Here is a 26,817-nt window from a genome sequence, read left to right on the forward strand (position 1 = left end):
GGCGGCGATCACGACCCGTACGGCGTCGTCCCGGGTACGGGCGCGGCGCCGGGCGGGGGCGACGGCGGGGGCGGGTAGGCGGGCGGATAGCCGGGCGGCTGGGAAGGCGGCTGCGGAGGCGGGAGCGGGTCGGGGGCACCGCCCGCGCCGGGGATGACGTGCTTGCCGCGCGGCGGCCGCTCGCCTTGGAGCGCCGGGTCGCCGCGCTTGCCGCGTGGCGGCCGCTCGGCGCGCTCGCCGTTCGCGCGGATCTGCGCGAGCGCGGCCTTCAGCCGCTTCCGCAGCACCCGCTGCGCCGGCCCCTCGATCAGCTTCTGGACCAGGTACGCGGCCGCGAGCGAGGTCACGATCGCCAGCGCCAGGACGTTCCACTTGGAGTAGTACGGGAACAGCGTCTTGATCAGCGGCCGGGACACCGTCTCGTGCATGAGGTACAGCGGGTAGGTCAGCGCCCCCATCACGGTGAACCCGCGCCAGCGCAGCCAGCCCAGCTTGCCGGTCGCGACCAGCGCCATCACGATGAACAGCACCGCCAGGATGGTCGGGATCAGCCACTCGTCGACGCCGGGCCACCGGAACCCCTTCTCCGGCCGCTCCACCGAGAAGTGCGTGCTCAGCCCGTAGCAGCCGAGCACGATCAGCCACAGGATCACGTTGGAGCCGAACCGGTGGATCAGGTAGAAGGCCATGCCCGCGATGAAGAACGGCGCCCAGCCGGAGATCAGCAGCGAGTTGACGAACTTGCCGCCGGCCTCGACCGCGAACGCCGCCGCCAGCAGCCAGGTCACCATGAAGATCACGCAGCGCGCGTAGTTGATCCCCACCGCGACCAGGATCGCGATCAGCACGTAGAAGTGCAGCTCGGTCCACAGCGTCCAGTACAGGACCTCGATCTTGGGGACGTGCCAGCCGTCCTGCAGCATCGTCAGGTTGGGCAGGTAGCTGCGCGCCACGCCCACCTCGCCGGTGGTGCCGGCGTGGATCCCGGTGGCCAGGAAGATCACCAGGCCCAGCGTCACCGCGAACCAGTACGCCGGGAACAGCCGGGTGATCCGGGAGACGGCGAAGTCGCCGACCTGCCGGCCCCACACGCTCATCAGGATCACGAACCCGCTGATCAGGAAGAACAGCTCGACGCCGAGCAGGCCCTCGCGGGTGAAGTCGGAGATCTCGCTGAACAGCACCCGGGCGTCCTGGCCCCACGCCGCGGTCGGCACCCCGGTGAAGTGGTAGATCATCACCGTCGCGGCGGCGATGAAGCGCAGCAGGTCCAGCTCGCGCAGCCGCGACCGGCCGGCCGGCGGGGCGCCGGAGCCGGTGCCCCCGGCGTCATCGCCGGCACGGCGCCCGGCGGTGGGCGGCCCGGGACGGGTCGAGGCGGGCGAGGCGAAGCTCGGGGGCGCGTGCCGGCTCATCGGGTATCCAGGTCTCGGAGGGCTTCGTCGTTGGAACGCGGGCCCGCGCGCAATCCCGCGGCCAGGCCGCGGAAGAGCCCCCGGCGCAGGACGGCCCGGTCCTGGGAGCGTGCGAAGGTCAAGGTCCATCTTCGGGCGGTCGAGCCACCGTAGAGCACCCGCTCCGCCGGTGCCAGCCCGGGGCTGCGGGTGAACAGCCACACCTTGTTGCGGACCTCGTAGAAGAACCGCTCCCCCGGATCGACGTCGGTCGACCCGAAAGTCCTGGTCTTGTGGACGACCACGCTGTCGCCGCACAGCACCCCGGTCCGGCCGCGCAGCAGCCGGGTGGTGAACTCGAAGTCGTCGTTCCAGAGGAAGTAGTCGGCGATGGGCAGGCCGCGTTCGCGCACGGCCTGCGCGTCCACCAGCACCGACACGAACGACGCCGAGCGGATCGGCACGCAGCCGGCCTCGCGCGCGGCCCGCACCTCGGCGGCGGACGCGTGGGGCTTGGGCCGCGGGGTGTTCATCGGGTGGTCGCGGCCGTCGGTCCACACGACCCGGCTGGCGACGAGGGCGGGCGGGCCCGGGACGCGGTCGCGGGCGGCGAGCAGCGCGGCGAGGGCGTCCGGCTCGGGGACGGTGTCGTCGTCCATGAGCCAGACCAGGTCGGCACCGCGGTCCAGGGCCAGGCGGGTGCCCGTCGCGAACCCCCCGGCGCCCCCGGTGTTGCGGGCGAGGGCGAGCAGTTCCGCCTCGCCGAAGCGCTCCCGCACGAGCCCGGCGGTGCCGTCGGACGAGGCGTTGTCGACCACGATGACGGCGTCGGGCCCGCGGGTCTGCGCCCGGACGGCCTCCAGCGCCTCGACGAGCAGGTCGCGCCGGTTGTAGGTGACGACGACCGCGACCACCCGGGGCCCGGCGCCGCCCTCACGCACGGCCGCCGCCCCCGGCGCCGCCCGCGGGACCGGATCCGGGACCGCGGAAGCGGCGGCCGGACCGGCGCATCACCGACGGCCGGGCCGGCGGCGCCGCGCTCAGCCGGGACAGCTGCTCGCGGACCTGCGCCAGCTCGTGGTTGATCTCCGCGATCTGGGTGCGCTCCCGGGACCTGGCCAGATCGCGCAGCAGCGCCTCGATCACCTCGACCGCCACCTCGTTCAGCGCGTGCGCCGCCACCGGCTCGGCCGGGGCCGCGCCGCCCAGGTCGGGCATCAGCTCGGCGATGTCGCCCACGATGTCGTACCCGGCCGCCGCCAGCCCGTCGATCAGCTCCTGCGACCGGGCGCGCATCCACGGGTGGTGCCGCACCGGCACGACGACCTCGACGTGCCCGTCCCGGCCCGCGCGGTCGGCCAGCAGCGAGTTGGCCAGGTGGCGGCGGACCAGCGGCTCGTAGTCGCCGCCCAGCGACGACCCGAGCCGCTCGTTCACACGGCGGATCAGCTCGGCCTCGGCCAGGCCCAGCGGGTCGTGCTCGCGGATCGGACCCAGGTCGCACCACTCCGGGGCGATCCCGGCGAGCTCGGCGAACCGTCCCCACAGGCCCGCGCCGCCGGACGCCCCGCGCGGCGCGGTGATCACGTGCACCCGTTCGCGCGGGACGGCCGCGCCCCAGGCCGCCAGCACCCGCACCGGATCGTGCAGCCCCCAGAACATCTCGCCGAACGGCGCGGGCGCCTCGATCCCCTTCATCACCAGGTCGTCCACGAACTGGTCGAAGGTCACGGTGTGCTCGTGCTTGACGTGCTCCTGCCAGTCGGCGGCCATCTGCCGGGCCAGGTCGCGGGCGGTGAACACCACGTGCACCTCACCCGGCCCGAGCGACTCCACCGCCCGCCGCGCCTGCGCCTCCGTCGCTCCGCCCAGCAGTTCCTGGGACAGCACCACGCGGTCGCCGTCCCACTCCCGGACGCGCGCGGCCACCCGGTCCCACACGCCGCTCCAGGCGGGGTCGCGCTGCCCGCCCCAGGACATCTCGCGCAGGTCCATGGTCGCGGCGAAGTGCTGGTGGGGGTCTTCGAGGGGATAGCAGACCCCGTGCGCGGCCAGTGCCGGGCCGTTGTGCCACAGCGCGTCCTGCAACGCCCCGGCGCCCACCAGCGGCGCTCCGATGTGCAGGAAGATCCGCTTGTCAGTGCTCATTTTTCGGTGCTCATTCGCCTCGTTCCGTCTCGTCCGCGGGACGCCGGGCCGTCTCCGCGTACCGCCAGTACGCCGCGCGGGCGCTCATGACCAGGCGGTTGCGCTCGCTCAGGCTCCGCACGACCCGTTTGACCGGGGACGCCGACACCGCCGCCAGATGCGCGGCGTCCTCCCGCAGCCGGGCGACCTGCTCGCGCATCAGGTCGGCCGACCCGGCGGCCGCGTCGGGGCCGTGCCGGTGCTGGACGGCGCACTGCCGCAGCAGCTGCGCCACCGCGTCGAGGGCCGCGTCGAGCACGTCGCCGTCCAGGACCTGGTCGGGGTCGGACGCCGCGGACCCGCCCGACGGACCCGGCAGCAGGTCGTCGAGGTCGCCCGCGACCCGGTACCCCGCCGCGGACAGGGCCTCCACCAGCTCCCGCGAGCGTTCCAGAACCCAGGGCCGGTACGCCTCGGGCAGCCGGATGCGGACGGCCCCGGCGCGCCGGGTCAGCACCGACTGCGCCAGGTCGTGCTTGACGTACACGTCGTGGACGGGCCACTCGACCGAGTCGCGGGTGGCCAGGTTGATCCGCCGGATCAGCTCGGTCTCGGCGACGCCCAGCGACGGGTTGCCGAACACCTGCGAGGTGTCCAGCGCGGCCGCGTCCACACCGAGGACCGCGCAGAAGCGCTCCAGCAGCAGGCCGTCGGACGCGCCGGGAGGAGGGAGGGTGACCACGTGCACCCGCTCGGGCGGGACGTCGCCGGCCCAGCGCTCCAGCACGCCCGCGGCGTCCTGCATGCGCCAGAACTCCCGCACCCACGGCGAACGCGCCGACTCCGGGTCGCGCAGGCCGGCGACGAACTCGCCGAACGTCATCGCCGACCGGTTCTTGACGTCCTCCTGCCAGTGCGCGGGGATCTGCCGGGCCAGGTCGCGGGCGGTGTAGACGAGGTGGACCTCGGCGAAGTCCAGGTCGGCCAGCGCGCGCTCGACGTGCCGGGGACGCGCCGAGGCCAGCAACTCCTGGGAGATGACGGCGGCGGGGCCGTCCCAGGCGCGGACCTCGTCCACCAGCCGGGCCCAGGCGTTGCGGGTGACCGGGTCGCGGTGGCCGTCGAAGAACGCGCCGCGCAGGTCGAAGGCAGCCCACACGTGCGCCGAGACGTCGTCGCCGCCCGGGTAGAGCAGCCCCTGCGCGGCGAGGGCCTCGCGGTTGTGCCACATCACGTTCTGGAGGAAAGTGGTGCCGCTCTTGGGCGCGCCGACGTGCACGTACACGGCGGAGGTCACGGATCACCACCCGGGGGTCGGGAACGTCCGGGGACGTCAGGGGACGGCGGTCGGCGGAACGGGATATCGATCACCAAGGCCGGGAACGGCCCGCGCATGCATCGGCCAGCGGGTATCTTAGCTGCGCACTTGCCCCTTACGTCCCGTTCTCCGGATCAATCGCCGATCAGCCACCGACTCCCAGGTCGCACCAGGTCACCCCCCAACATGGCACTTCTCACAACGCGCCGTCACCGCCCGTCACCTTTTCGGTCCCGCACCGGCACCGCGACCGGACGGTCCGGAGCGCGTCCCGGGGGCCCGCCGGGAACCGCACGCGACCGGGTGCCGGGGTGCGAGCGGGACCGGCCACCGTCGTCGTCCCCCGGGATCGCCTCGTGAACGTTGATCTTGTAGTGGCCGGATCCGGCTTCTTCGGCCTGACCGTCGCCGAGCGCTGCGCGTCCGAACTGGGCCTGCGGGTCCTGGTCGTGGACCGCCGCGACCACATCGGCGGCAACGCCTACAGCGAGCCGGAGCCCGAGACCGGCATCGAGATCCACCGCTACGGCGCCCACCTGTTCCACACCTCCAACGAGCGGGTGTGGGAGTACGCCAACCGGTTCACCCGGTTCACCGGCTACCAGCACCGGGTCTTCTCCACGTTCAAGGGCCGCGTGTACTCGATGCCGATCAACCTCGGCACGATCTGCTCCTACTTCGGCCGGTCGTTCACCCCCGACGAGGCGCGGGCGCTGGTCGCCGAGCAGGCCGCCGAGGTCACCGACCCGGCGAACCTGGAGGAGAAGGCGATCTCGCTGATCGGCCGGCCGCTGTACGAGGCGTTCATCCGCGGCTACACGGCGAAACAATGGCAGACCGACCCGCGCGACTTGCCCGCCGAGATCATCACGCGGCTCCCGGTCCGGTACACCTTCGACAACCGGTACTTCAACGACGTCCACGAGGGCCTGCCGGTCGACGGCTACACCGCCTGGCTGGAGCGGATGGCCGACCATCCCCGCATCGAGGTCCGGCTGGAGACCGACTTCCTCGACATGCGGAGCGACGTCGCCGGCAACGTGCCCGTCGTCTACACCGGCCCGCTGGACCGCTACTTCGGCTTCGCCGAGGGCGAGCTGGGCTGGCGCACGCTGGACTTCGAGATGGAGGTCAAGCCGACCGGCGACTTCCAGGGCACCCCGGTGATGAACTACGCCGACGAGGACGTCCCCTACACCCGCGTCCACGAGTTCCGCCACTTCCACCCGGAACGGGACCACTACCCTGGCGACAAGACGGTCATCATGCGGGAGTACTCGCGGTTCGCCGGACGGGGCGACGAACCGTACTACCCGATCAACACCGCCGAGGACCGCGACCGGCTGCTGCGCTACCGGACGATGGCCCGGCGGGAGGACGGCGTCCTGTTCGGGGGCCGCCTGGGCACCTACAAGTACCTCGACATGCACATGGCGATCGCCAGTGCGCTGAACATGGTCGAGAACAGGCTGCGCCCGCACTTCACCGAAGGTGCGAAGCTTTCCGGTGAAGGAACGGCCGAATGACGACCAGGGGGAGCCGATGAGCACGGGCACGACCGCCGGGGGCGAGGGGCTGCGGGTCCTGCATCGCGTCGTCATGCCGGTGGACCGGGACCAGGACATCCTCAAGCTCTACATCGAGGGGAACATCGTCCGGACCCAGCAGGCCGACCAGGACGGCCCCGACCCGGCGGCCATCGGCGCCCCAGAGAGCGCGGCGGGCGCGGAGAGCGCGGCGCCCGCCGCCTCGGCGGAGTTCCAGCCCGCCGAGTACTGGGACGGGTCCGACCTCGAGGACGAGCCCGAGGCGCCCGGCGGCCGCGGCCACGACCGGCGCCGGGTCGTGGTGCCCGCCGGGCGGCGGGTGTCGTTCCTGACCTACTTCAACGCATTCCCGGCCAGCTACTGGCGGCGCTGGACGCGGATCGAGGAGGTCGTGCTCCGGGTCCGGGTGCGGGGCGACGCGAAGATCCTGGTCTACCGGTCCAACTCCAAGGGCCACTCGCAGCGCCTCGAATCGCACGAGGTGCACGCGGCCGCCACCGAGGAGCGCCTCTTCACGCTGCCGCTCAAGCCGTTCGTCGACGGCGGCTGGTACTGGTTCGAGCTCGTCGCCGGGGAGACGCCCGCGGTCATGGAACGGGCCGAGTGGTGCGCCCGCACCGGCACCCTGCCCGGACGCAACGGCACCGGCCGCACGAGCATCGGCATCACGACCTACAACCGGCCCGACTTCTGCGTCGAGCAGCTGCTCGCGCTCGGCCGGGCCACCGACGTGCTCGAGGTCATCGACGAGATCTTCGTGATCGACCAGGGCGACCGGCGGGTCGAGGACCATCCCGACTTCGCCGACGCCGCCAAGGCCCTGGACGGCCGGCTGCGCGTGATCGTCCAGGGCAACCTGGGCGGCTCCGGCGGCTTCGCCCGCGCCATGGACGAGACCGTCCGCGCCGGGACCAGCGACTACGTGCTGCTGCTCGACGACGACGTGGTGGCCGAGCCGGAGGGCATCCTGCGGGCCGTCACCTTCGGCGACCTGACCCGCAAGCCGACCATCGTCGGCGGCCACATGTTCAGCCTGTACGACCGTTCGGTGCTGCACGCCTACGGCGAGACGCTGGCGCCGTACCGCTGGTTCTGGGGCCCGGCCCCGCACACCTTCCACGGGCACGACTTCGCCTTCCACCGGATGCGCGAGACGGCCTGGCTGCACCGCCGCATCGACGTCGACTACAACGGCTGGTGGATGTGCCTGATCCCGGTCGAGGTGATCAAGAACGTCGGGCTGTCGATGCCGATGTTCATCAAGTGGGACGACGCCGAGTACGGGGTGCGGGCGCGGGCCGCCGGCTGCCCGACGGTGTCGCTGCCGGGCGTGGCGGTCTGGCACGTCCCGTGGCACGACAAGGACGACACCATCGACTGGCAGGCGTACTTCCACGAGCGCAACCGGCTGGTGTCGGCGCTGGTGCACTCGCCCTACGACCGGGGCGGCAACCTGCTCAAGGAAAGCCTGTTCGTGTCCATCAAGCACGCGCTGGCGATGCAGTACTCGGCGGCCGAGCTGATGCTGATGGCGATCGAGGACGTGCTGCGCGGGCCGGACCACATGCACACCTCGATCGTCACGAAGATGGCCGAGATCCGCGCCTTCCGCAAGCGGTTCCCGGACGCCGCGTACCAGGAGGACCTGGAGGACTTCCCGGCGATCCGGCGCACCAAGCCGCCGCGCAAGGGCCGCGAGGCCGCGCCGCCGCGCGACCGCAAGGGCATGATCAAGGCGGCGGTGGTCGGCGGGATCAAGCAGCTGAAGCCGGTGGACGCGGCGGCCGTCCGCAACCCGCAGGCGCTCGTCCCGCACATCGACCTGCGCTGGTGGAAGCTGTCGCAGTTCGACAGCGCGCTGGTGTCGGCGGCCGACGGCACGGGCGCGGCCTGGTACCAGCGCGACCCGAAGCGGTTCCGGTCGCTGATGCAGCGCACCAGCGCGCTGCACGGCCGGCTCTACAAGGAATGGCCGCGGCTCACCAGGGAGTACCGCTCGGCCATGGGTGAGCTGACGTCGCCGGAGCGGTGGCGCGAGACCTTCGAGGCCTCGCGTCCCCCTGTATGAGGGAGGCACGGTGACGGCCGCGGAGTCCGCCGTCCGTCCCGGGTCCGGACCCGGGACGGCGGGCGGTGACATGGCCGCCGCATCCGCCCCGGACGGCGAACCCCCCATGGGCATGCGCGGGCTGCGCGACCCGGCGTCGGCCGGAGGCTTCCGCGAGGTCCTCCAGCGCCGCTACCTGCTGCGCCTGCTGGTGCGCCGCGAACTGCGGGCCCGCTACAAGGGCTCGATGCTCGGCCTCGGCTGGTCGTACGTGCGGCCCGCGGTGTACTTCGCCGTCTACTTCTTCGTCGTCGGCCTGTTCATGGGCATGGACCGGGTCATCAAGGACTTCCCGGTGTACCTGTTCTCCGGCATGGTGCTGGTCAACCTGTTCACCGAGACGCTCCAGTCGTCGACCCGCTCGGTGCTGCACAACGCGCCGCTCGTCCGGAAGGTGTACCTGCCCCGCGAGCTGTTCCCGACCGCGTCGCTGCTGGTGTCGCTGGTGCACTTCCTGCCGGCCATGGCGATCCTGCTGGGCGGGGCGCTGTCGTACGGCTGGCGGCCCACCCTGTCCGGCCTCGCCGGTGCGGCGGTGGGCCTGGTCATCGTGATCCTGTTCGGGACGGGCCTCGGGCTGCTGTGCGCGGCGGTCAACGTGTTCTTCCACGACATGGAGCAGGTCGTGGACATCACCATGATCGTCGTGACCTGGTCGGTGCCGATGATCTATCCGTGGACCCACGTCCGCGACCACCTGCCCGCGTGGGCCGCCCAGATCTACCTCACCAACCCGCTGGTCAGCGCCGTGACGCTGTTCCAGCGGGCGTTCTGGGAACCGGGCGCGCCGGACGCGCTGCCGCCCGTCCCGGCGCTGGAGGCACGCACCGTGGCCTCGCTGGGCTTCGCGGTCGCGGTGTTCCTGACCGGTCAGTGGGCGTTCGCGAGCCTGCAGAAGCGATTCGCGCAGGAGCTGTGACGTGAACGCCCTCCCCTCGATCGTCGTCGACTCGGCCAGCAAGCGGTTCACCATCCGGCACGCGCGCTCCATCAAGGACATGACCGTGCGGGCGGTGCGCAGGCAGAGCCTGTCGGAGTCGTTCAACGCCCTCGACGAGGTCGACCTCACGATCCACCAGGGCGAGACGGTCGCGCTGATGGGTGTGAACGGCTCGGGCAAGAGCACCCTGCTCAAGCTGATCTCCGGGGTACTGTCGCCGGACTCCGGATCAGTACGGGTGCGCGGCCGCATCGCCGGTCTGATCGACGTGGGCGCGGGCCTGCACCCGGAGCTGACCGGTCGGGAGAACGTCTTCCTGAACGGCGCCATCCTGGGCATGGACGAGGCCGAGATCCGCCGCAAGTTCGACGCGATCGTGGAGTTCTCCGGGGTGGAGCGGTTCCTGGACAGCCAGGTGAAGTTCTACTCGTCCGGGATGTTCATGCGGCTGGCGTTCTCGATCGCCGCGCACACCGAACCCGACATCTTCCTGATCGACGAGGTCCTGGCCGTGGGCGACCCGCCGTTCCGGGAGAAGTGCCTGGCCCGGATCCGGCAGCTGCGCGACGAGGGCCGGACCATGGTGATCGTGGCCCATGACATCCAGATGCTGATCAAGCTGTGCGACCGAGGAGTCATGATGCGAGGCGGCCGCAAGATCTTCGACGGCGACGTGGCCGAGGCGGGCGCGATGTGGAAAGAAGACCGCCAAGCCCGCCGCCAGGGTAAGGACCCCGGCAAGGACTCCAGGAAGGAATCTGGGAAGGACTCGGGCAAGGAACCGGTCCTAGGGCCCGCCAAGGAAACGGGAGCCGCCGGGGAATCGAGCGCCGCCTCGGAGGGCGCCGCGCCTGCGTCGTCGGGTGGGACGGGCGAGCGTTGAGCACGTGGGCGCGCCGGTGCGCGGCGCTGGTGGCCTGCCTGCTGGTCCTGGCGGCCGCATGCGGCGTCGGGGACGATTTCGGCAAGCCCCGCAAGGGCGTGGTCTCGCCCGGCGGCCCCAAGCCCAACATCGTGTTCGTCCTGACCGACGACCTGAGCTGGGACCTGGTCCAGTACATGCCGCGTGTGAAGAAGATGCGCGAGCAGGGCGTCACGTTCAGCAACTTCATCGCCACCAACACGCTGTGCTGCCCGTCCAGGGCGACGATCCTGTCCGGTAAGTACCCGCACAACACGCAGGTGCTGACGAACGAGCCGCCCAATGGCGGCTGGCAGCGCTTCAACAGCAACGGGGGCGAGCGGGACACCTTCGCCACGACGATGGAGTCGTCGGGGTATCGCACCGCTCTGATGGGCAAGTACTTGAACGGTTACGACCCGTCCAAGGTCCAGGCGGGGTCGCAGGCGTTCGTGCCGCCCGGGTGGACGGAGTGGTACGCGACCAGTCTCGGTTACCGGCACTACGACTACACGCTGAGCGAGAACGGCAAGGCCGTCCGCTACGGCAACCGGCCGACTGATTATCTGACCGACGTGCTGTCCGGCAAGGCCGTGGACTTCGTGAACCGGTCGACGACGAGCCGTCCTTTCTTGTTGAAGCTGTCCACGTTCGCGCCGCACGCGCCGTTCAAGCCCGCGCCCCGGCACGCGAACCTGTTCCCAGGTGTCCAGGCGCCCCGCGGCCCCGCCTTCAACGAGCCGGACATCTCCGACAAGCCCAAGTGGATGCAGGCATGGCCGCGGATCGGGCCCAAGGGCATCCAGACCATCGACGCCAAGTACCGGGGACGGGTGCAGATGGTGCAGGCGGTCGACGAGATGATCGGCCGCGTCCAGCAGGCGCTCGCCGACCGGGGCCTGGACAAGAACACCTACATCGTGTTCGGCTCCGACAACGGCTTCCACATGGGGCAGCACCGGCTGGTCGAGGGCAAGGGCACCGCCTACGACCCGGACGTGCGGGTCCCGCTGATCGTGACCGGGCCGGGCGTCCCCGCCGGGCGGACCGTGGACCGGCTGACCGCCAACACCGATCTGCGGCCGACGTTCGAGGAGCTGGCGGGCGTCAAGACCGCGCCGAAGGCGGACGGCCGGTCGCTGGTCCCCTTCCTGCGCGGCCAGAAGGTCCGCTCGTGGCGCAACTCCGTCCTGATCGAGCACGCCGGTCCGGTCAGCGACCCGAGCGACCCGGACTATCCGGGCCGCGGCTGGGGCAATCCGCCGTCGTACATGGCGGTGCGGACCACGAACGAGCTATACATCGAGTACGACGCGGGCGAGCGCGAGTACTACGACCTGCGCGTCGACCTGGGGTCGAGGCAGAACATGGCGGCGCAACTGCCCGTTCCGCGCCGGGACCAGCTGTCGGGGCTGCTGGCGGCGCTCAAGGAATGCGCCGGCGCGGCCTGCCGCTCCGCCGACCAGGGCACCTGATCCCCACGGCGCCCACCCGTTCATTCACTCCCGATCAGGAACCCGAACAGCCGGCCCACCGCCATGCAGGCCGCGCCGAACACCAGGATGCCCAGCGTCATCTCGCCCAGGTCCGCCGGTATTCCGCTCACTGCTGCACCGCGGCGAACTCGCGCGCGATCACGCTGAGCGCTCCAGCGATGTCCTCAGCGGGCGCGATCGTCCGGCCGTCCGCCGCCCAGCAGAACCACCATGCTCCGGCACGGAAGTCGCATCCGATGTCGACCGTCCGGCCCGTCCCGCCGTACCAGGGGTGCCGGTAAGAAACGTGTCATGAGCCCCAAACGAGCGGACGCGGGGTAGCGAGGGAGATCCGGCCGGGTATTAGCGCCTAGCGCTGATCCGCAGGTCGGCAGGGGTGTTTGTCGGTCAGGGTGAACGAGGGGCTGGGACGCTGGGGTCGGGCAGCAGGTCGGCCAGGGCGGTCCGGATGGCGGCGCGGCTGACGCCGTGGGTGCGGGCGAGTGCGGCGATCGAGGTGCCTTGGTCGGTGTAGGCCGACCGGCCTTCCAGCTCGGCGCCGGTGAGGGCGGGCGGGCGGCCGCGGTAGCGGCCTTCAGCCTCGGCGGCGGCGATCCCATCGGCGGTGAGTTCGTTCTGCAGGTCGCGCTGGAACTGTCCGACCGAGGTGATCACGTTGATGATGAGCGCCGTCGTCGCGTCGCTGGCCGCGAGATCGTGGAAGTTCGACAGCGGCCCGGACAGGACGCGCAGGGCGACACCGCGGGCCTGGCACCAGGCGCGGACGTTGTGGATGTCGACCAGGTCGCGGCACAGGCGGAACAGCTCCGACACCGTCAGGGTGTCGCCGGGGTGGGCGATCGCCGCGATCTTTGCGAAGGCGGGCCGTTCCAGCGCCGGGATCTTTGAGGTGGTCGCCGGGTCCTCGAACAGCCGCACGCCCTCGGCGGGGCGGAAGCCCTCGGCGACGCCTTCGGTCCGCACCAGAAGGCCGGCCTCGGTGAGGATGTGCCGCTGACGGAGCAGGGACTGGGTCGCGGTGGAGACGCGGGAGTAGACGATCTGCACCGGGGCTCCTCCAGCGATGGGCGCGGAGCCCCGTTCTAGCTGTCGGAAAATCCTGTCGTCATTTCAGGGCTCCCAGCGGCCCACCGGGGAGGTGTTTCCTCACCTGGAGTCCGGTTTTTCGGGTGCTCGGGGCTGGGTTCGGCGGGGTGTCGGGAAATCACCTAATACCGACATCCCGCACGAGGACGCCACCAAGATCAATCCCTACTTTAGGGCCACGTTCGGGAGTGGGACGCCGATTCCGGGTGACCATCCGGGGCGACTTTCGCTACGACTGTTGTGTAAATGTGGGAACCAGTCTAGGTTGATTTACGCAACGTCCGTAGCGAAAAGGGGAGTGCGCAGTGGGACCGACTGGACGGCGCGGGCGACCGCGGTCTGAGGCGGCTGACGCCCGCATCCTCGACGCGGCGCTGGAGTCGCTACTCGATCGCGGTTATGACCGGTTCTCGGTCGACGAGGTCGCCATGCGGGCTGGGGTCGCCAAGACCACGCTGTACCGGAGGTGGCCCACCAAGGACCACCTGATCGTCACCGTGGTCGCGCGGCTGCAGGACTCCGTGCCGGTGGAGTACACCGGGGACGTCCGCGCGGATCTCACCCGCTACTTGGGCGAGATCGTCGCAGGCCTCCACAGGATGCGGCAGGCCGGCCGCCCCGCCACCTCGGGCGACGCCTCCGCGGGCCTGGTCGCCGAGGTCGCCGCGGCGGCCGCCCGCCACGCCGACGTCGGCGCAGCGGTCCAGGCGATGTTCCACCGCCGCAACGCCCTGGTGCTGACGCTGCTCGAACACGCCCGCGAACGCGGGGAACTCCACGCCGACGTCGAGCCTGAGGTCCTGTTCGACCAGCTCGCCGGCGCCCTGTACTACCGGCTGCTCGTCACCGGCCGCCCCATCGACGAGGCCTACGTCGACCGCCTCGTCGCCAGCACACTGCGCGGCGCATCCGCCTGAACCACGCACCACCTCAACGAAAGAGGCCTCACCATGCCCTCCACGACCGACTCCCCTGCACAAGCCGACGTCACCTCGGCGCCCATCCCAACGAAATCCGGCCCTCGCTGGCGGCGCCGCCTGCTTGCAGGCCTGGCTGCGCTGGTCGCACTGCTCGGCGGGTTACACGGCGTGGGCCGACCTCCACCCGGTGCGGCTATGGGCTCGAGGGCTCGGCGGCCGTGCACGCGACCCGGCGCCTGAGGGTGCTCGTGCACGGCTTCGCGTCCATCGGATCCGCGGGCGGTTTCGGCCTGCCGGAAGACCTCGACGACACCTACGACCAGCTCATCCAGATGTATCTCTCCAACCTGAGGAACAAATCATGAGGATCCCCCTGTCTGCCGCAGGCGTACTGTTCCTGCTCTACCCCGCCCTCCGCCCGTGGGAGGACGAGTCCACCACCTCGGGTGCCGCCGCCGCGATGGGCTCCACCGCGTGGATCGTCGCGCACCTGTGCGCGATGATCGGGTTCATCCTGGTCGCGATCGCACTGCTGCCGATCAACCGCGTGGCGGCGATCGTGTTCTGGATCGGCGCCGGCCTGACGCTGCCGTACTACGGCGCCGAGAGCTTCGGCCTGCATGCGATGGCCAACCAGTCGAACGTCCTCGACCTGGCCGAGGACGTGCGCTACAACCCGTTCGCGATGACGATGTTCGGGCTCGGGCTGCTGACCATGGCGGCGGGCGCGATCCTCGTCGCGGCCCGGATGCGCACGGTGCCGGCGATCCTGTTCGCGGTCGGGTTCGGGCTGTTCCTGCCGCAGTTCTTCGGTCCGCCCGCACTGCGGATCGCGCACGGTGCATTGCTCGCGGCCGCCTGCGTGTGGCTGGCCTGGGACGCGAAGCGGGTCCAGCCCGCGCCGGTCCCGGCCTGACTTAGCGGCATCGAACCCAAGCATCCGAGGTGCGAGAAGTCCACCTATTGACGACACCTCGCCGAACAAGTAGTGGGTATTTCTTGGGCGTCTAAGTGGGTGTAAAGCCCAACTCCGAGGCGGGCACCTGGACCTGCTTGGCCACATGCTCAACGGCCTCGTCTGCCAGCTCCGAGCGCCCTCGCGGGAACCGCCCGTGCCGCGTGTAGAACTTCAGCAAGATCGCGAAACCCAGCCGCGTGGCGCCACGCTTCCCAGCGATCAGCGCACGTTCCTCGTCCAGGACCGTCCAGTGCTCGACCAGCTCGTCGATGTGCATCGGGGGGTGCGTCATAGCCACCCAGCATTGATCAGCCCCATCACGGCAAGATCAACGCCGTTTGGGGCTCATGACACGTTTCTTACCGGCACCCCTACCAGGTCACCTCCACCCAGCAAACCCCGCGCCGTTCCACCAGCCCGCCCGCCAGCTTCGGATGCGTCCTGATGGCCGCGCACAGCGCCTTCAGTTGCTCACGCCGGGGGTTGTGCGGCGCCGGACGGTCGACGGCCGCCGCGTGCCGTCCCCTGTCGAAACTCATCACTTCACCTCACTTCGCCCTCCTCGGCACCGTTCACCAGAACCTCTCCCGCTCCCGCCTCGCCTGTTCGGCCTCCTCAACCAGAGCGGCCCGCAGTTCGTCGGCCGTGCCGCGCATGACGGTCGGATCGACTCCTGCCTTCGAGTCGCGCAATGTCGCAACCCATTCACCGAGCCGCCCGTCAGAACGGACCGCCCGAAATATCCGATGTCCGACGAAATCCACCCGAAGCCGGATGAGAGATTGGTTGTCGAGGTGCGTCTTCTTGTCCATGATCGGGAGAACCTTCGCGTCGAATTGACCGGCGAAATGCTGCGACCACGATCACGCATCGGGGTTACGCTGAGCCACACCCCCAGCACACCCCAGCCCTCACCCCACGACCCGCAGGAACTCCCCCAATGAACGAGGACAACGGCGCCTAGACCCGGGACCCGCTACTCCGGAACTTCGGCGCGGTCCTGCGCGCCCACCGAGAGGCGGCGGGATTGTCGCGCCCCCAGCTCGCCGAGGCACTCGGATGCAAGGCCGGCTGGATCGAGAAACTGGAGACGGCCCAGAAACCCCCGTCCGAGGCCACGGCCGATGACATGGACGTCTTCTTCGATACGGGCCGGGCGCGAACGTTCTGGACCATGTGGCGGGAGATCAAGCGCGAGGGCAAGCACCTCGCGGCACCGCCGGGATTCAACAGGTACGTCGAGATAGAAGCGAAGTCCGAGGCGCTCCGAGAATTCGAAGCGCAGGTGGTTCCGGGCCTCCTCCAGACGCCCGCGTACGCGCGTGCCGTCACGAGCGCGGGGCAACACCCCGATGCTCTTGAGGACCGCGTGGCCTCCCGCATGGAGCGGCAAGCGGTCCTCAAGCGCGACGACGGCCCGCGTATTTGGTTCGTTCTCGACGAGGCTGTCCTATGGCGCCCCGTAGGCGGCCCTGAAGTTATGCGGGAGCAGCTCGAACGATTGGTTGAGATCACCACCACCAGCCCCCGCGTCGAGATCCGGGTACTGCCGTTCTCCTCTGTGACCTACGCTGGACTCGACGGTTCATTTACCGTGATGAGTCTCCCGGGTGGGGTAGACCTCGCCTACCACGAGGGTCCCGAAATCAGCCAGGTGATCGAGGACGGGGCCAAAATCGCCGAATACCGAGTACGCTTCGATCTCGTGATGGGAGAGGCGCTCCGCACTGAGGAGTCTCTCGCGATGATCCGGAAGATTCTGGAGGAGTACACGTGAGCACCCCGGACCTGTCGGCCGCCCAGTGGCGCAAAAGCAGCCGCAGCAGTGGTCAGGGTGGCCAGTGTGTCGAGATCGCGGGCCTTGCCCCCATGGTCGCCGTACGCGACTCCAAGGACCCCAACGGACCTAAGCTGACACTCAACGCCGCTGCCTGGCACAGGCTTGCACGCCAGATCAAGGCCAGCGAGCACGACCTCGCCTGAATCGCCCCGAAGAGCCCCCGAACACGCAGCCCCCGGACGGCGGCAAGGCCGAGCGAGCCGGGGAAGCGTCCGAGGCCGCCGGCTCGCCCGACAGGTGCTGGTGGACGGTTCTCACCCCGCCGGGTTCGACAGCTTGGCGGGCTTCTTCGTGGCCGGGGTCGGCTTGCCTGCCTGTCGCTGGGGACTCGACGGCTTCCATGCAGGCCAGAGCCCTTGACACCCACGGAAGCGCTGCCGGACGCTGTTGGAGAGCGCAACATCGCGCACCTTGGAAGGCAGGGAGTGTTCATGAAGATTACGCTCGTGGCCGTCGACCCGGACTCTCAGCCCCAGGGCTCTCCGACGCTCTACAAGACCGACAGGGGTAGCTGGGTGGTTCAGGGCTGGGTCGTCACTGATCCGGGCGTTCTGGCCAGATGAACATCCCAGAAGGGGAGATCGCTTGCGAGATCCCCGATCGGCTCGTGCCGTTCTTCTTCCAGAAAGGCGATTGATGGGACTCTCGTACGAGGAGTTCAACGCCCTCTTCACCAAGTTCGATCGTGAAGCCATCCATCTCGAGATGCGCGACTCGTACGGAACCGAGATCGAGCTTCCTCATATGGCGAAATGGGCAACTGGAGAGCATGACGATCTCGAATGGCTGCGCGACTGGTGCGACCTCGTGCGAGAAGGTGTCCACAATGGGAAGTCATTCCGCCGCGTTCATGTGGTCTCCGAGCCGCTATCCGATTATCAGCTCTGGTCGCACAGCATCATGCAGCCGCATCTTGATGCAGGTTCGGAAGTCCGATGGATGCCTCGACGCCATGTATCTTCCATCGCTTTTCCGGGTAATGACTTCTGGATGTTCGACAACAGCATCGTTGTCTTCCATCACTACGACGGAAACGGGCGGAACATAGATTTTACAACCTCGACCGAACCCCACGACGTCGAACTCTGCCGCAACGCGTTCGAAGCCGTATGGGGCAAGGCGATTCCGCACAGCGAGTACAAGCCTGCCTGAGCAGTGACCAGTCCAGCCCAGCAGGCCAAGGAAGCCTTTGGTACCCGCCTGCGAGAGATCCGCAACGATGCGGCCCTGTCGGGTCGTCGACTTGCCGAACTGACAGGCTGGCACTACACGAAGGTATCCCGCGTCGAACACGGGAAGCAGGGGCTATCTGACGCGGACATTCGCGCCTGGTGCTCCGCCTGCGATGCGGATGACCAGGTCCTGGACTTGATCGCCCAGGCTCGGGCGGTTGAGACCATGTATCGGGAGTGGCGTAAGCAGGCCCGGTCCGGTCTGCGCCGACTTCAGGAAGTGATCGAGCCGCTTTATGCGCGGACCAAGCTCTTTCGTATTCACGAGCATTGGAGCATTCCGGGACTGCTGCAAACGTCCGCTTACTCCACGGAGAGTATGGCATATTGGGTTCGCCTGCTTGACCTTCCCGACGACCGCGAAGCGGCAACCGCTGCGCGCTTGACACGTCAACGCATTCTCCGGGAAGGGGATCACCGATTTGTCTTTCTCTTGGCGGAGCAGACACTACGTAGTCGCATAGGTTCAGTCGAGACGATGCTCGAACAGCTTGATCGGGTAATCGCGGCCACAGCGCTGCCTAATGTCTCGATTGGCATAATTCCCGCGAGTGCCGGCATGGGCGCGCACACCCAAACGGCATTTTGGATATTCGACGACGAACTTGTCAAAATTGAGACGCTCACGGCGGCGCTTGACATCACACGCGCCGAAGAGATTGCCATCTACGCCACCGTGTTCAACGAGATGCGTCACGCCGCCCTCTTCGGCGACGCATCGCGGGAGCTGATCCTTCAGGTCCGGGACGAGTTGCTGCAACAATCTGCAACTTCCTAGCTTCCGGCATGACCGGGCTCTTAGCGTCCTGGTCATGAGCTTTGACCGTCCGCGACACGCCAGGGTTCCTGTGGATCACCCCACCCTCACGAGTGAGCGCCGAACGCACTTGACGGTGCTTGATGCGGCTGTGGTGGCGCATGGCGGGATGTCGTGCGGTGTGGTGCCGCGCGAGGGTACGCCGGTGTTGCACGTGATCAATGCAGGGTTGCCGGGCCGTTCGGTTGATGTGGGTTGCGACTTCGTCGACGGTGCTTGGTGGTCCAACTGGGCTGAGACCGGCGAGTCGATCGGGACGGTTGAGGACGCCGGCGGTGTGGCCGGTGTGATTGCTCGGACGGTCGGGGCTCACGTGGGGACGGCTCGCCAGTAGGCGGGACGGGGTTCCATGAGCGTGGCCTCGGGCCACGCCGGGCAGAAGGGTAGGACGGGATGGGCAAGCATGAGGGCGATCCGAAACAGGACAAGCCCTTCGAGCCGAAGCCGCCTAAGAAGGAGGACGGCGACGGTCAGGCCCCAGGCGGCGGAAAGCGCGGGAAGTGAACGTCCCTGAACGTATCGAGGTTCTTGCCGACAAGCTGACGGCCAACGGTGAGCTGACCGAACCTGCGTGGCGTGCGGCGTTGCACGCTGTGCCTCGGCACTGGTTCGTCCCGCCTGTGGCGTGGGCCAACCCCTACAACGCCCCGGGCTTCCGGATCGACTGTGAGCAGCGCCCGCAAGAGTGGTTGGACGCGGCCTACGAAGATCAGTCGATCATCACGCAGTTCGATGACGGTGCGACCGAGATCGGCGGCGAGGGTGACTACACCTCGTCCCTGTCCGCCCCTGGCGTCGTCCTGGAGTTCCTGGAACTTCTGAACCCCTATGGGGGAGATCGTGTCCTTGAGATCGGGACCGGGAGCGGCTGGACCGCCGGACTGCTCGCCTACCGCGTCGGGGACGACAATGTCACCAGTGTTGAGATCGATTCCGACCTCCTGTCACGCGCGGCGGACAACCTGAAGGGGGCGGGGTACTCGCCTCGCCTCGTACTTGGCGACGGAGCCGAAGGCCGGCAGGAAGGAGCCCCCTACGATCGCGTTCATGTGACCGCCGGAGTCGGCAAGGTTCCCTATTCCTGGGTCGAGCAGACCAGGCCAGGCGGTGTGATCGCTTTCCCCTGGATGCCCGAGTTCGAGCCCGGCCACAAGGTATGTCTGACCCTGGGTGACGACGGCACCGCTACCGGGAGGTTCGTCGGCGGCACCCGGTACATGATGCTGCGCAACCAGCGGACTCCCAGTGCTCCCACGCACGAGGGGCCGTACCGGGAGCGAAGCGCGGCACTCGACCCGCGCCGCATCTTCCGCTCCGGATACGGGGCGGATGTGGCCATCGCGGGTTGTCTGCCCGACGTCTCGGTGATCCGTGCACTGGGACCGCCCTTCGAAAGCTGGCTGTGGGCGGGCGACTCTGGCGCTCGGGTCGTCGGGACGGATGTGCAGCAGTTCGGCGAGCGCGACCTGTGGGACGAACTAGAAGCCGCGCTCTTCCGGTGGGTGAGGTGGGGGCAGCCGGAACGGAGCAGGTTCGGCCTGTCCGTCACGCCCGATGGTCAACGCGTCTGGCTTGACTCCCCGGACAACCCGGTCACCCCATAAGTAGGACGCAGGCCTTGCCACGCTTGAGCCACTGCGTTCAGGAGTTTTCCAGGTAGTCGAGTTCGGCGAAGCCGCTGCCGTAGGTGAGGCGCAGGACGTTCCACCCCGCACGCAGGCCGACCTCGACCGTGGCGTCCTTCCACAGCGGGGTCGGTCCGCCCGGCGGGTAGCCGACCGCGATCGGTGCCGCGCCGTTGACGGTGAGGATGTGCTCGGCCGGGTCCCTGCCGCCCGGCGTGCGGTTGGCGTACCGGATCCGCACCAGGTAGGCCCCGGCCGTGGGCGCGTAGACGTCGAGGTCGACCAGGCATTGGGCGTTGTCGATGTAGCCGACGACCGCGTTTCCGGACGTCGCGGCCACATTGCGGAGCACGCGCGCGCCGTACACGCGGCCCTTTTCCGCCTCGTAGCGGACGGGGCTGCCGCGCACGACGGGGGCCGCGTTGGCCCAGCCGAGCTGCGCCACGTACATGGCGCGCTGTACGTGGTCGCCGCCGAAGAATTTCGTGATGCCGTGGAAGACCAGGTAGGAGTCGCCGCCGTCGTGGACGATGTCGGCCCCGCCCGGCCCGGTGATCCGCTTCCCGTACCCCTCGGTCGACAGCAGCGGCGTGGCCGCCTTCGTGTACGGGCCGCCGATCGCGGTGGCCGTGGCGTACCGGGTCTGGTACTCGGGGCTGTAGAAGACGCCCGCCGCGTAGAACAGCACGTATGTGCCGCCCCGTTTCACCAGTGCGGGGGCCTCGATCAGGATCGGCTCGTCGGCGCCCTTGCCGAGTACCCGCGTGGGCGTCCCCTGGGGGCGCGTCCCGTCCGGGGTCGTGCGCAGGAGGAACAGCCCGCCGGGCGATTTCCGCCCGTCGCCTTCCTGTTTGAAGAGGACGTAGCGGGCGCCGTCTGTGTCGACGAACGCGGCGGGGTCGATGACGTCCTTGCCGTCGAGGCAGGCCAGCGGCCCCCGCGCGTCGGGGGTGAACGGCCCGGCCGGGGAGGCGGCGACGGCGGCGCCGATGCACTGGTCGTCGGTGCCCTTGCGCCCGGCGGTGAAGTAAAGGAGGTACGAGCCGTCCGGGCGGGCGGACACGTCGGGCGCCCAGGTGCGTCCCGGTTCGGCCCAGCCGGGCAGTGCGGGCAGCGCGTCACCGCCGGTACGCGTCCAGGGCCCGGCGGCGGACGGCGCCGTCGCGATCGGAACGTTCTTGCCGCTGTCGTTGGTGGCGTATCCGTAGTAGGTGTTCCCGGCCCGGACGACCTCGGGGTCGGGAAAGTTGGAGTCGAGCGCCGGTTTGGGCTCGGGGCGGGCGGAGTTCATCGGCTGCTGTGCGGGCGGGCCGGTGGAGCGCGCGGACGGGGGCGTGCGCGGCGGGCCGTCCGAGCCGCCGGCCAGCGCGCTGACCACGGCCACGAGCACGCTGACCAGCGCGCCCGCGAGGAACGCGAGGAGCGGCCGCCGGACCACCCGGACTCCTCCCAGTAATGATCTTGTCACTCGAAAGCAGATGATCTACGGCAAACTAGCTGACCGTAACCGCCGCGAGCGAGCGTACGAAAGGTGGTACGGGTGCAGTTGACGAGCGGTTGGCTCATCGGAGCGCTCATCCTGCTGGCCATCGTGGCGACGGGTCTGACCGTCCGGCTGCTGCCGAAAGCGTCCGGCCGCGGGCCCAGACAGGTCCTGGCCCGGCTGGGGCTGCTGGCCGCCTGCCAGGTCTCCCTCGTCCTCGCGCTCGCCGCCGGGATGAACGGCTACTTCCTCTTCTACGTCACCTGGGGCGACCTGCTGGGAACCACCGGCGGCGGGCCCGGCAAGGTACGGGAAGGCGCACCCGGTTCCCCCGGCGCGGCCGCGGGCCGCCCGCTGCCGCGCGTCATCTCGCCGCTCGGCGCCACTTCCGGGCTGCGCTCGGACGACCGGGACGGCCGGCTCGACGAGGTCACCATCCCCGGCCCGCGCACCGGGCTGCGCGTCAAGGCGTACGTCTACCTGCCCCCGCAGTACTTCCAGCCGCGGTTCGAGCGGCGCCGGTTCCCGGTGACCCTGGTACTGGCCGGCTATCCCGGCGACCCGCGCGGCATCATCAAGCGGCAGGGGATGCTGAAGGACGCCAGCACCGGTATCAAGACCGGCCGGATCCAGCCGACCGTCTACGTCATCACCCGGTCGATGGTGGCGCCGCCGCGCGACACCGAATGCACCGACGTCCCGGGCGGGCCGCAGGCCGAGTCGTTCTTCTCGCAGGACGTCCCGGAGGCCATCGCCGACACCTACCGCGTCGCGGCGGGCAGCCAGGGGTGGGGCGTCATGGGCCAGTCCACCGGCGGGTACTGCGCGGCCAAGCTCGCCATGCGGCACTCCGACCGGTTCGCGGCCGGGGCGTCGCTGGGCGGCTACCTGCGCGCCGTCCAGGACCGCTCGACGGGCGACCTGTACGGCGGCAGCAGGCAGGTCCGCGACGACAACGACCTGATCTGGCGGCTGGAGCACCGCCCCGCGCCGCCCGTCTCGCTGCTGCTCGCGCAGACCGAGCAGGGACCCGAGTTCGACCAGGCGCAGCGCTTCGTCAAGGCGGCCAAGCCGCCGCTCCAGGTCGCCACGCTGTTCCCGCGGGACGGCGGCCACAATCTGCGTACCTTCCAGCGCCTCACGCCCGAACTCCTACGCTGGATGAGCGGCCGCCTGAAGGTGGTTTAGCGGGCCCGGGGCGGAGGGCGGAACGGCGGGTTCATGCCATCAGCGCCGATATGATCCCGAGACGGCGCATTCGACGCCCCGGTGAACGCCACCCGCGGTGTCAATGGCCGCACCGACCATGACTCGCAGAACACGGGGAGACGACGGGCGTGACTCCACCCAAGACTCCGGACGACGAGCCGGGCGGCGACCGGCCCCAGGCCGAGTCGCCCGAACAGCCTGCCCCGGAAAGCGGGCCCGCCGCACCACCGCCGCCGCAGTGGCTGGACGAAGGCCAGCTCCTTCCGGGCGCCCACCTGCTGCCCGAGCCCCCGCCGCTGCCGCCGCTCTCGCCGGCCGGCGCGGACGAGCCCGAGCCGGAGCCCGAGCCGGACGACGAGCTGCCGGAGACCGAGCAGACGACGTTCGACCCGCCGGAGAGCGACCTGCCGCCGGCCGAGCAGACGACGTTCGATCCCCCCAAGACCGAGCAGACGACGTTCGACTCGCCGGAGACCGAACAGACGACGTTCGACCCGCCCAAGGCCGAACAGACGACGTTCGACTCGCCGGAGACCGAACAGACGACGCTCGACCCGCCCGACGACGACTTCGACAGCACCCAGGTCTTCGATCCGCGCACCCCGCCCGCCGTGCCGCCGCCCCCGCAGTCGTTCACGACCCCGCCCCCGCCGGACGCGCGCTCGGGCTCGGGCGAAGGGCCGCGGCTGGACGAGACCGTGATGGACCTGTCCGCGCACCTGCCCGCGAAGGAGAAATCCGACGAGGAGCAGCCGGGCACGGAGGAGATCCGCCCGGAGGTGATCGGCTCCGCCGCGTCCGTCCCCGGGCCCGACGCGAAGCCCGCGGGCGAGGAACCGGACTCCGCGCCCGGCAACGACAAGACCTCCGCCTTCCCGTCCGCGCCGGAGTCCCGGGCCACGCAGCAGATGCCCAACGCGAAGTCGCTCGCGGAGTCGGGCGCCGGGCCCGCCGAGGAGCCCCCGGCCCCACCCGCGCCGCCGGCCCCGGCCCCGGCCCCGCCGCCGGCGACGAGGGCCGAGCCGTTCCCGTGGGCGCAAGAGGTTCCCGAGACGCCGTTCGCGGTGCCGCCCCCGGCCGTGCCGCCGGCCTTCCAGACGCCGTCCCCGGCTCCGCCCGCGCCGGAACCGTTCCCGTACGCGCAGCAGATCCCGGACACCCCGCTGCCCGCTCCGACTCCCCCGGCACCGCCCGCGCCGCCGGCCCCGGCCCCGCCGCCCGTGACGAGGGCCGAGCCGTTCCCGTGGGCCCAGGAGATCCCGGACACGCCGCGCCCGCCGCTGCCCCAGCAGTCCGCGCACCAGTCGCCGCCCGCGGCCGAGCCCTTCCCGTGGGCGCAGCAGATGCCCGGCCCGCAGGCGCCGCAGCCGCAGCCGCAGCCGATCTCGCCGCCGCCCCAGATCAACGAGCCGTGGCGCACCGAGGCCAAGCCCAAGCGCAAGGGGCCCAAACTCAACAAGAAGGCGCTGCTCATCGGCATCGGCGGGCTGGCCGCGGCCGCGCTCGTCGCCGCGGGCGGCTTCTTCGCGGTCAACCTGGTCGGCGGCGGTTCCGACGACGAGAGCGGCGCCAAGCTCGCCGGCTCGGTGTTCGCGATCGACCCGAACGCCCGCACCGACGGCCGCGACCAGCACCTCACGGCCGCCGCGGCGGTCGGCCGCACGGTCGTCACGGTCGGCGCCGAATCCGACGGGCGCCTCCCGCGCGGCCAGTTCCTCGTCTCCGGCGACGGCGGCCGCACGTTCAAGCCGGGCGAGGTGCGGGGCGCGGGCGGTGACGGCCTGGCCAAGGGCGAGGTGCCGCGCGTGGTCGCGGGCTCGGCCAAGGGCTGGGTCGCGATCGGCACGCGACCCGGCGGCGGCGCCGTCTGGACGAGCCAGGACGGCAAGTCCTGGAACCGGCTGCCCGACAACGCCGGGCAGCCGTTCGGGCCCAACACCCGGGTGCGGCGAGCGGTCGCGTCCGACGCCGGGTTCCTGGCGTTCGGCGACACCACCAAGAAGGGCGACTTCAGTGACGCCGAGCCGACCGTCTGGACGTCGTCCGACGGCAACGGCTGGGAGGTGCGCACCGGGAACCGGATCGGCCTGCCGATCCAGCGCGGCACCGTCAACCTGCTGGAGGCCGCCGGCAGCGGCGACGTGATGCTCCTGGAGGGCCTGCACACCGCCAACCCCGGTGGCGGGAAGCTCCAGCAGGGCCGGCGGGTGTTCCGCTCCGCCGACGGCGGCAAGAGCTGGACCGAGTCGAAGGTGCCCGTGCCCAAGGGCACCCGCGGCCTGATCGTCGGCGGCGGTCCGGGCGGGTTCCTGGCGATCCGCGAGATCCAGGGCGGCGGCAGGACCTACGGCCAGGCGTTCACCTCCAGGGACGGCTCCACCTGGACGCAGTCCGGGCGCCTGGCGTCCCCCGGCTACCAGCGGACCAGCCGCATCCTGGCGTCCGGTGAGGGCTACGCGGCCATCGTCGTCCGCGGCCGGGACATCGCGATCTCCCGCTCCGCGGACGGCTCGGCCTGGCAGGACACCGGCTCGCTGGCCAACCAGCCCGGCCGGGTGCTGAACGGCTCCGCGCTCAGTTCCGGGCAGATCGTGCTGGTCGGCGCCGAGAACGGCGGCGGCGAGCTGAACGCGATGCTGGGCGTGTACGACTCCGGCGGCACGCCGCTCCCGGTCGACATCTCCAAGGTGCCGGGCGCGGTCCGTCCCGACCACACGGTCGCGGCGATCGCGGCCGGGTCCGACCGGGCCGTCGCGGTCGGCAGCGCGCGCGGCGACGCCGGGGTGTGGACCTCCACCGACGGCGCCGCGTGGACCCGCGCGCAGGCCGGCCAGGGCGTGCTCTCCCGGCCCGGCCCGCAGCAGCTGGTGGGCGTCACGCAGGGCAGGGCCGGCTGGCTCGCGGTCGGCACCGACCAGGCCAACCCGCGCCGCCCTCTGGTGGTCACCTCGGCCGACGGCGCGACATGGCAGGCCGGCGACTCGGCCGAGCGGTTCAAGCCCGCCAGGAACACCCCGCTGGCCACCTACGCCACCGCGTCCGGGCCGGCCGGTTACGTCATCGTCGGCGAGGACGGCCTGTCGGCCGCCACCTGGTTCTCCGCCGACCTCAAGACGTGGCAGCGCGGCCGCAGCGTCGGCGACAACGGCCTGGACGCGCTGCCGAACTCCAACCGCTGGATGCGCGGCGTCGCCGCCGGGCAGTCCGGCTACGTCGCGGTCGGCGGGGTGCGCGACCCGGGCGCCGGCAACGCGCCCGCCGCCCGTCCCGCCGTGTGGACCTCGCCGGACGGCAAGGCGTGGACGATGCAGCAGCTCCAGCTCCCCGGCGGGGTCGCCGAGGCCGCGCTGACGCACGTCGCGGCCAAGGGCAACACTCTGGTGGCGGCGGGCAGCGCGGGCAGCGCGCCGCTGTTCTACGTCTCCGCCGACGGCGGCAAGACCTGGAAGGAGACCAAGCCGGCCGTGCCGGACGGCGTCTCGAACGTCCAGGTCACCGCGCTCACCGCCACCCCGAAGGGATTCGCGGCCACCGGCACCGGCGGCGGCCAGGGCAGCACCGACGTGGTGTCGTGGACGTCGGCGGACGGCTCGTCCTGGCAGGCCGCCAAGCCCGAGGGCACCGGCCTGGCGGGCGGCGGGGCCCAGTCGATCGGCGGGCTGGCCACGTTCAAGGACCGCCTCCTCGGCGTGGGCCGCACCGCCGACCAGACCCGCGACCAGCCCGTGCTCTGGGACCGTCCCGTCCCCTGACCCGCACGACCCCGGCCCGCCGCTCTGAGCGTCCTCAGACGGTGGTGCCGGGGTCCGGGTCTACC

26 protein-coding genes are annotated in these 26,817 nt (G+C 70.5%); 17 read left to right on the top strand and 9 right to left on the bottom strand.

The annotated features are described in order from the left end of the window. Window positions 1-8: 8 nt before the first annotated feature. Genes ABD340_RS22035 through ABD340_RS22050 form a run of 4 tightly spaced genes read right to left on the bottom strand, consistent with a single transcriptional unit; the run spans window position 9 to window position 4,818 of the window. Window positions 9-1,415: an acyltransferase family protein gene (locus ABD340_RS22035; protein WP_344591208.1), complete on the bottom strand. Its 1,407-nt coding sequence runs from the start codon at window positions 1,413-1,415 to the stop codon at window positions 9-11. Further along, window positions 1,412-2,335, bottom strand: a complete 924-nt coding sequence (locus ABD340_RS22040; protein WP_344591209.1) for a glycosyltransferase — start codon at window positions 2,333-2,335, stop codon at window positions 1,412-1,414. Before ABD340_RS22040 ends, ABD340_RS22035 begins: the two co-directional genes overlap by 4 nt. After that, entirely contained in the window at window positions 2,328-3,542 is a 1,215-nt protein-coding gene (locus ABD340_RS22045) for a hypothetical protein (protein WP_344591210.1), read from the bottom strand. Before ABD340_RS22045 ends, ABD340_RS22040 begins: the two co-directional genes overlap by 8 nt. 10 nt (window positions 3,543-3,552) lie before the next feature. After that, entirely contained in the window at window positions 3,553-4,818 is a 1,266-nt protein-coding gene (locus tag ABD340_RS22050) for a hypothetical protein (protein ID WP_344591211.1), read from the bottom strand. Between the two features lie 377 nt (window positions 4,819-5,195). Here ABD340_RS22050 and glf point away from each other — a divergent pair, with 377 nt between their 5' ends. The 5 genes from glf to ABD340_RS22075 are packed head-to-tail and all read left to right on the top strand — an operon-like array spanning window position 5,196 to window position 11,809. Further along, entirely contained in the window at window positions 5,196-6,365 is a 1,170-nt protein-coding gene (gene glf, locus ABD340_RS22055) for a UDP-galactopyranose mutase (RefSeq protein WP_344591213.1), read from the top strand. Window positions 6,366-6,381: 16 nt separating this feature from the next. Further along, window positions 6,382-8,454 (top strand): glycosyltransferase, encoded by a 2,073-nt coding sequence (locus tag ABD340_RS22060; protein ID WP_344591215.1) that lies wholly within the window; start codon window positions 6,382-6,384, stop codon window positions 8,452-8,454. Between the two features lie 10 nt (window positions 8,455-8,464). Continuing rightward, on the top strand, window positions 8,465-9,412 hold the full coding sequence (locus tag ABD340_RS22065; RefSeq protein WP_344591216.1) for an ABC transporter permease: 948 nt from the start codon (window positions 8,465-8,467) through the stop codon (window positions 9,410-9,412). 1 nt (window position 9,413) lies between these two features. Further along, window positions 9,414-10,316 (top strand): ABC transporter ATP-binding protein, encoded by a 903-nt coding sequence (locus ABD340_RS22070; RefSeq protein ID WP_344591217.1) that lies wholly within the window; start codon window positions 9,414-9,416, stop codon window positions 10,314-10,316. Then, a complete protein-coding gene (locus ABD340_RS22075) occupies window positions 10,313-11,809 on the top strand; it encodes a sulfatase family protein (RefSeq protein ID WP_344591218.1) in 1,497 nt (498 codons plus the stop codon). Before ABD340_RS22070 ends, ABD340_RS22075 begins: the two co-directional genes overlap by 4 nt. Window positions 11,810-12,217: 408 nt before the next feature. Here ABD340_RS22075 and ABD340_RS22080 read toward each other — a convergent pair whose 3' ends face one another. Continuing rightward, on the bottom strand, window positions 12,218-12,877 hold the full coding sequence (locus ABD340_RS22080) for a recombinase family protein (RefSeq protein ID WP_344591219.1): 660 nt from the start codon (window positions 12,875-12,877) through the stop codon (window positions 12,218-12,220). Window positions 12,878-13,221: 344 nt separating this feature from the next. Here ABD340_RS22080 and ABD340_RS22085 point away from each other — a divergent pair, with 344 nt between their 5' ends. The 3 genes from ABD340_RS22085 (at window position 13,222) to ABD340_RS22095 (ending at window position 14,752) form a co-directional block, all read left to right on the top strand. Beyond that, window positions 13,222-13,833 carry a TetR/AcrR family transcriptional regulator gene (locus ABD340_RS22085; protein WP_344591221.1) on the top strand — a complete coding sequence of 204 codons (612 nt, stop codon included), beginning with the start codon at window positions 13,222-13,224 and terminating at the stop codon, window positions 13,831-13,833. A gap of 107 nt (window positions 13,834-13,940) precedes the next feature. Then, a complete protein-coding gene (locus ABD340_RS22090; protein WP_344591662.1) occupies window positions 13,941-14,201 on the top strand; it encodes a TetR-like C-terminal domain-containing protein in 261 nt (86 codons plus the stop codon). Continuing rightward, the gene (locus ABD340_RS22095; RefSeq protein WP_344591223.1) at window positions 14,198-14,752 is read left to right on the top strand and encodes a hypothetical protein; all 555 of its coding nucleotides are present in this window, start codon (window positions 14,198-14,200) and stop codon (window positions 14,750-14,752) included. Before ABD340_RS22090 ends, ABD340_RS22095 begins: the two co-directional genes overlap by 4 nt. A gap of 91 nt (window positions 14,753-14,843) precedes the next feature. On the opposite strand, the gene ABD340_RS22100 is transcribed toward ABD340_RS22095, so the two are convergent. The 3 genes from ABD340_RS22100 to ABD340_RS22110 form a co-directional block, all read right to left on the bottom strand. Beyond that, the gene (locus tag ABD340_RS22100; RefSeq protein WP_344591225.1) at window positions 14,844-15,086 is read right to left on the bottom strand and encodes a DUF4158 domain-containing protein; all 243 of its coding nucleotides are present in this window, start codon (window positions 15,084-15,086) and stop codon (window positions 14,844-14,846) included. Between the two features lie 79 nt (window positions 15,087-15,165). Then, entirely contained in the window at window positions 15,166-15,333 is a 168-nt protein-coding gene (locus ABD340_RS22105) for a hypothetical protein (RefSeq protein ID WP_344591227.1), read from the bottom strand. Window positions 15,334-15,366: 33 nt separating this feature from the next. After that, complete coding sequence (locus tag ABD340_RS22110) at window positions 15,367-15,606, bottom strand: hypothetical protein (RefSeq protein WP_344591228.1); 240 nt, start codon at window positions 15,604-15,606, stop codon at window positions 15,367-15,369. 188 nt (window positions 15,607-15,794) lie between these two features. Here ABD340_RS22110 and ABD340_RS22115 point away from each other — a divergent pair, with 188 nt between their 5' ends. The 7 genes from ABD340_RS22115 (at window position 15,795) to ABD340_RS22145 (ending at window position 20,287) form a co-directional block, all read left to right on the top strand. Continuing rightward, window positions 15,795-16,571 carry a helix-turn-helix domain-containing protein gene (locus ABD340_RS22115; RefSeq protein WP_344591663.1) on the top strand — a complete coding sequence of 259 codons (777 nt, stop codon included), beginning with the start codon at window positions 15,795-15,797 and terminating at the stop codon, window positions 16,569-16,571. After that, window positions 16,568-16,777, top strand: coding sequence for a DUF397 domain-containing protein (locus tag ABD340_RS22120; protein WP_344591230.1), 210 nt, complete (start codon window positions 16,568-16,570; stop codon window positions 16,775-16,777). Before ABD340_RS22115 ends, ABD340_RS22120 begins: the two co-directional genes overlap by 4 nt. Before the next feature lie 288 nt (window positions 16,778-17,065). Next, on the top strand, window positions 17,066-17,197 hold the full coding sequence (locus ABD340_RS22125) for a hypothetical protein (RefSeq protein WP_344591232.1): 132 nt from the start codon (window positions 17,066-17,068) through the stop codon (window positions 17,195-17,197). Window positions 17,198-17,270: 73 nt separating this feature from the next. Beyond that, a complete protein-coding gene (locus ABD340_RS22130) occupies window positions 17,271-17,786 on the top strand; it encodes a DUF6879 family protein (protein ID WP_344591234.1) in 516 nt (171 codons plus the stop codon). 3 nt (window positions 17,787-17,789) lie between these two features. Further along, window positions 17,790-18,644 carry a helix-turn-helix domain-containing protein gene (locus tag ABD340_RS22135; RefSeq protein ID WP_344591236.1) on the top strand — a complete coding sequence of 285 codons (855 nt, stop codon included), beginning with the start codon at window positions 17,790-17,792 and terminating at the stop codon, window positions 18,642-18,644. A gap of 34 nt (window positions 18,645-18,678) precedes the next feature. Beyond that, window positions 18,679-19,017 carry a hypothetical protein gene (locus ABD340_RS22140; protein ID WP_344591238.1) on the top strand — a complete coding sequence of 113 codons (339 nt, stop codon included), beginning with the start codon at window positions 18,679-18,681 and terminating at the stop codon, window positions 19,015-19,017. A gap of 166 nt (window positions 19,018-19,183) precedes the next feature. Then, window positions 19,184-20,287, top strand: coding sequence for a methyltransferase domain-containing protein (locus ABD340_RS22145; RefSeq protein ID WP_344591239.1), 1,104 nt, complete (start codon window positions 19,184-19,186; stop codon window positions 20,285-20,287). Window positions 20,288-20,324: 37 nt separating this feature from the next. Here ABD340_RS22145 and ABD340_RS22150 read toward each other — a convergent pair whose 3' ends face one another. Then, entirely contained in the window at window positions 20,325-21,746 is a 1,422-nt protein-coding gene (locus ABD340_RS22150; protein WP_344591241.1) for a family 43 glycosylhydrolase, read from the bottom strand. Between the two features lie 102 nt (window positions 21,747-21,848). On the opposite strand from ABD340_RS22150, the gene ABD340_RS22155 reads away from it, so the two are divergent. Both ABD340_RS22155 and ABD340_RS22160 read left to right on the top strand, forming a co-directional pair. Beyond that, the gene (locus ABD340_RS22155) at window positions 21,849-22,979 is read left to right on the top strand and encodes an alpha/beta hydrolase (protein WP_344591243.1); all 1,131 of its coding nucleotides are present in this window, start codon (window positions 21,849-21,851) and stop codon (window positions 22,977-22,979) included. A gap of 149 nt (window positions 22,980-23,128) precedes the next feature. Beyond that, window positions 23,129-26,752, top strand: coding sequence for a hypothetical protein (locus tag ABD340_RS22160; protein WP_344591244.1), 3,624 nt, complete (start codon window positions 23,129-23,131; stop codon window positions 26,750-26,752). Window positions 26,753-26,817 lie beyond the last annotated feature (65 nt).

This window comes from Actinomadura vinacea (assembly GCF_039532545.1).
Classification (GTDB): domain Bacteria; phylum Actinomycetota; class Actinomycetes; order Streptosporangiales; family Streptosporangiaceae; genus Spirillospora; species Spirillospora vinacea.

Excerpts from the sequence above, each read along its gene's own strand:
- ABD340_RS22035 (WP_344591208.1), bottom strand. The coding sequence starts at position 1,415 with ATGAGCCGGCACGCGCCCCCGAGCTTCGCCTCGCCCGCCTCGACCCGT.
- ABD340_RS22045 (WP_344591210.1), bottom strand. The coding sequence starts at position 3,542 with ATGAGCACTGACAAGCGGATCTTCCTGCACATCGGAGCGCCGCTGGTG.
- ABD340_RS22060 (WP_344591215.1), top strand. The coding sequence starts at position 6,382 with ATGAGCACGGGCACGACCGCCGGGGGCGAGGGGCTGCGGGTCCTGCAT.
- ABD340_RS22095 (WP_344591223.1), top strand. The coding sequence starts at position 14,198 with ATGAGGATCCCCCTGTCTGCCGCAGGCGTACTGTTCCTGCTCTACCCC.
- ABD340_RS22100 (WP_344591225.1), bottom strand. The coding sequence starts at position 15,086 with ATGACGCACCCCCCGATGCACATCGACGAGCTGGTCGAGCACTGGACG.
- ABD340_RS22105 (WP_344591227.1), bottom strand. The coding sequence starts at position 15,333 with ATGAGTTTCGACAGGGGACGGCACGCGGCGGCCGTCGACCGTCCGGCG.
- ABD340_RS22110 (WP_344591228.1), bottom strand. The coding sequence starts at position 15,606 with ATGGACAAGAAGACGCACCTCGACAACCAATCTCTCATCCGGCTTCGG.
- ABD340_RS22125 (WP_344591232.1), top strand. The coding sequence starts at position 17,066 with ATGAAGATTACGCTCGTGGCCGTCGACCCGGACTCTCAGCCCCAGGGC.
- ABD340_RS22130 (WP_344591234.1), top strand. The coding sequence starts at position 17,271 with ATGGGACTCTCGTACGAGGAGTTCAACGCCCTCTTCACCAAGTTCGAT.
- ABD340_RS22140 (WP_344591238.1), top strand. The coding sequence starts at position 18,679 with ATGAGCTTTGACCGTCCGCGACACGCCAGGGTTCCTGTGGATCACCCC.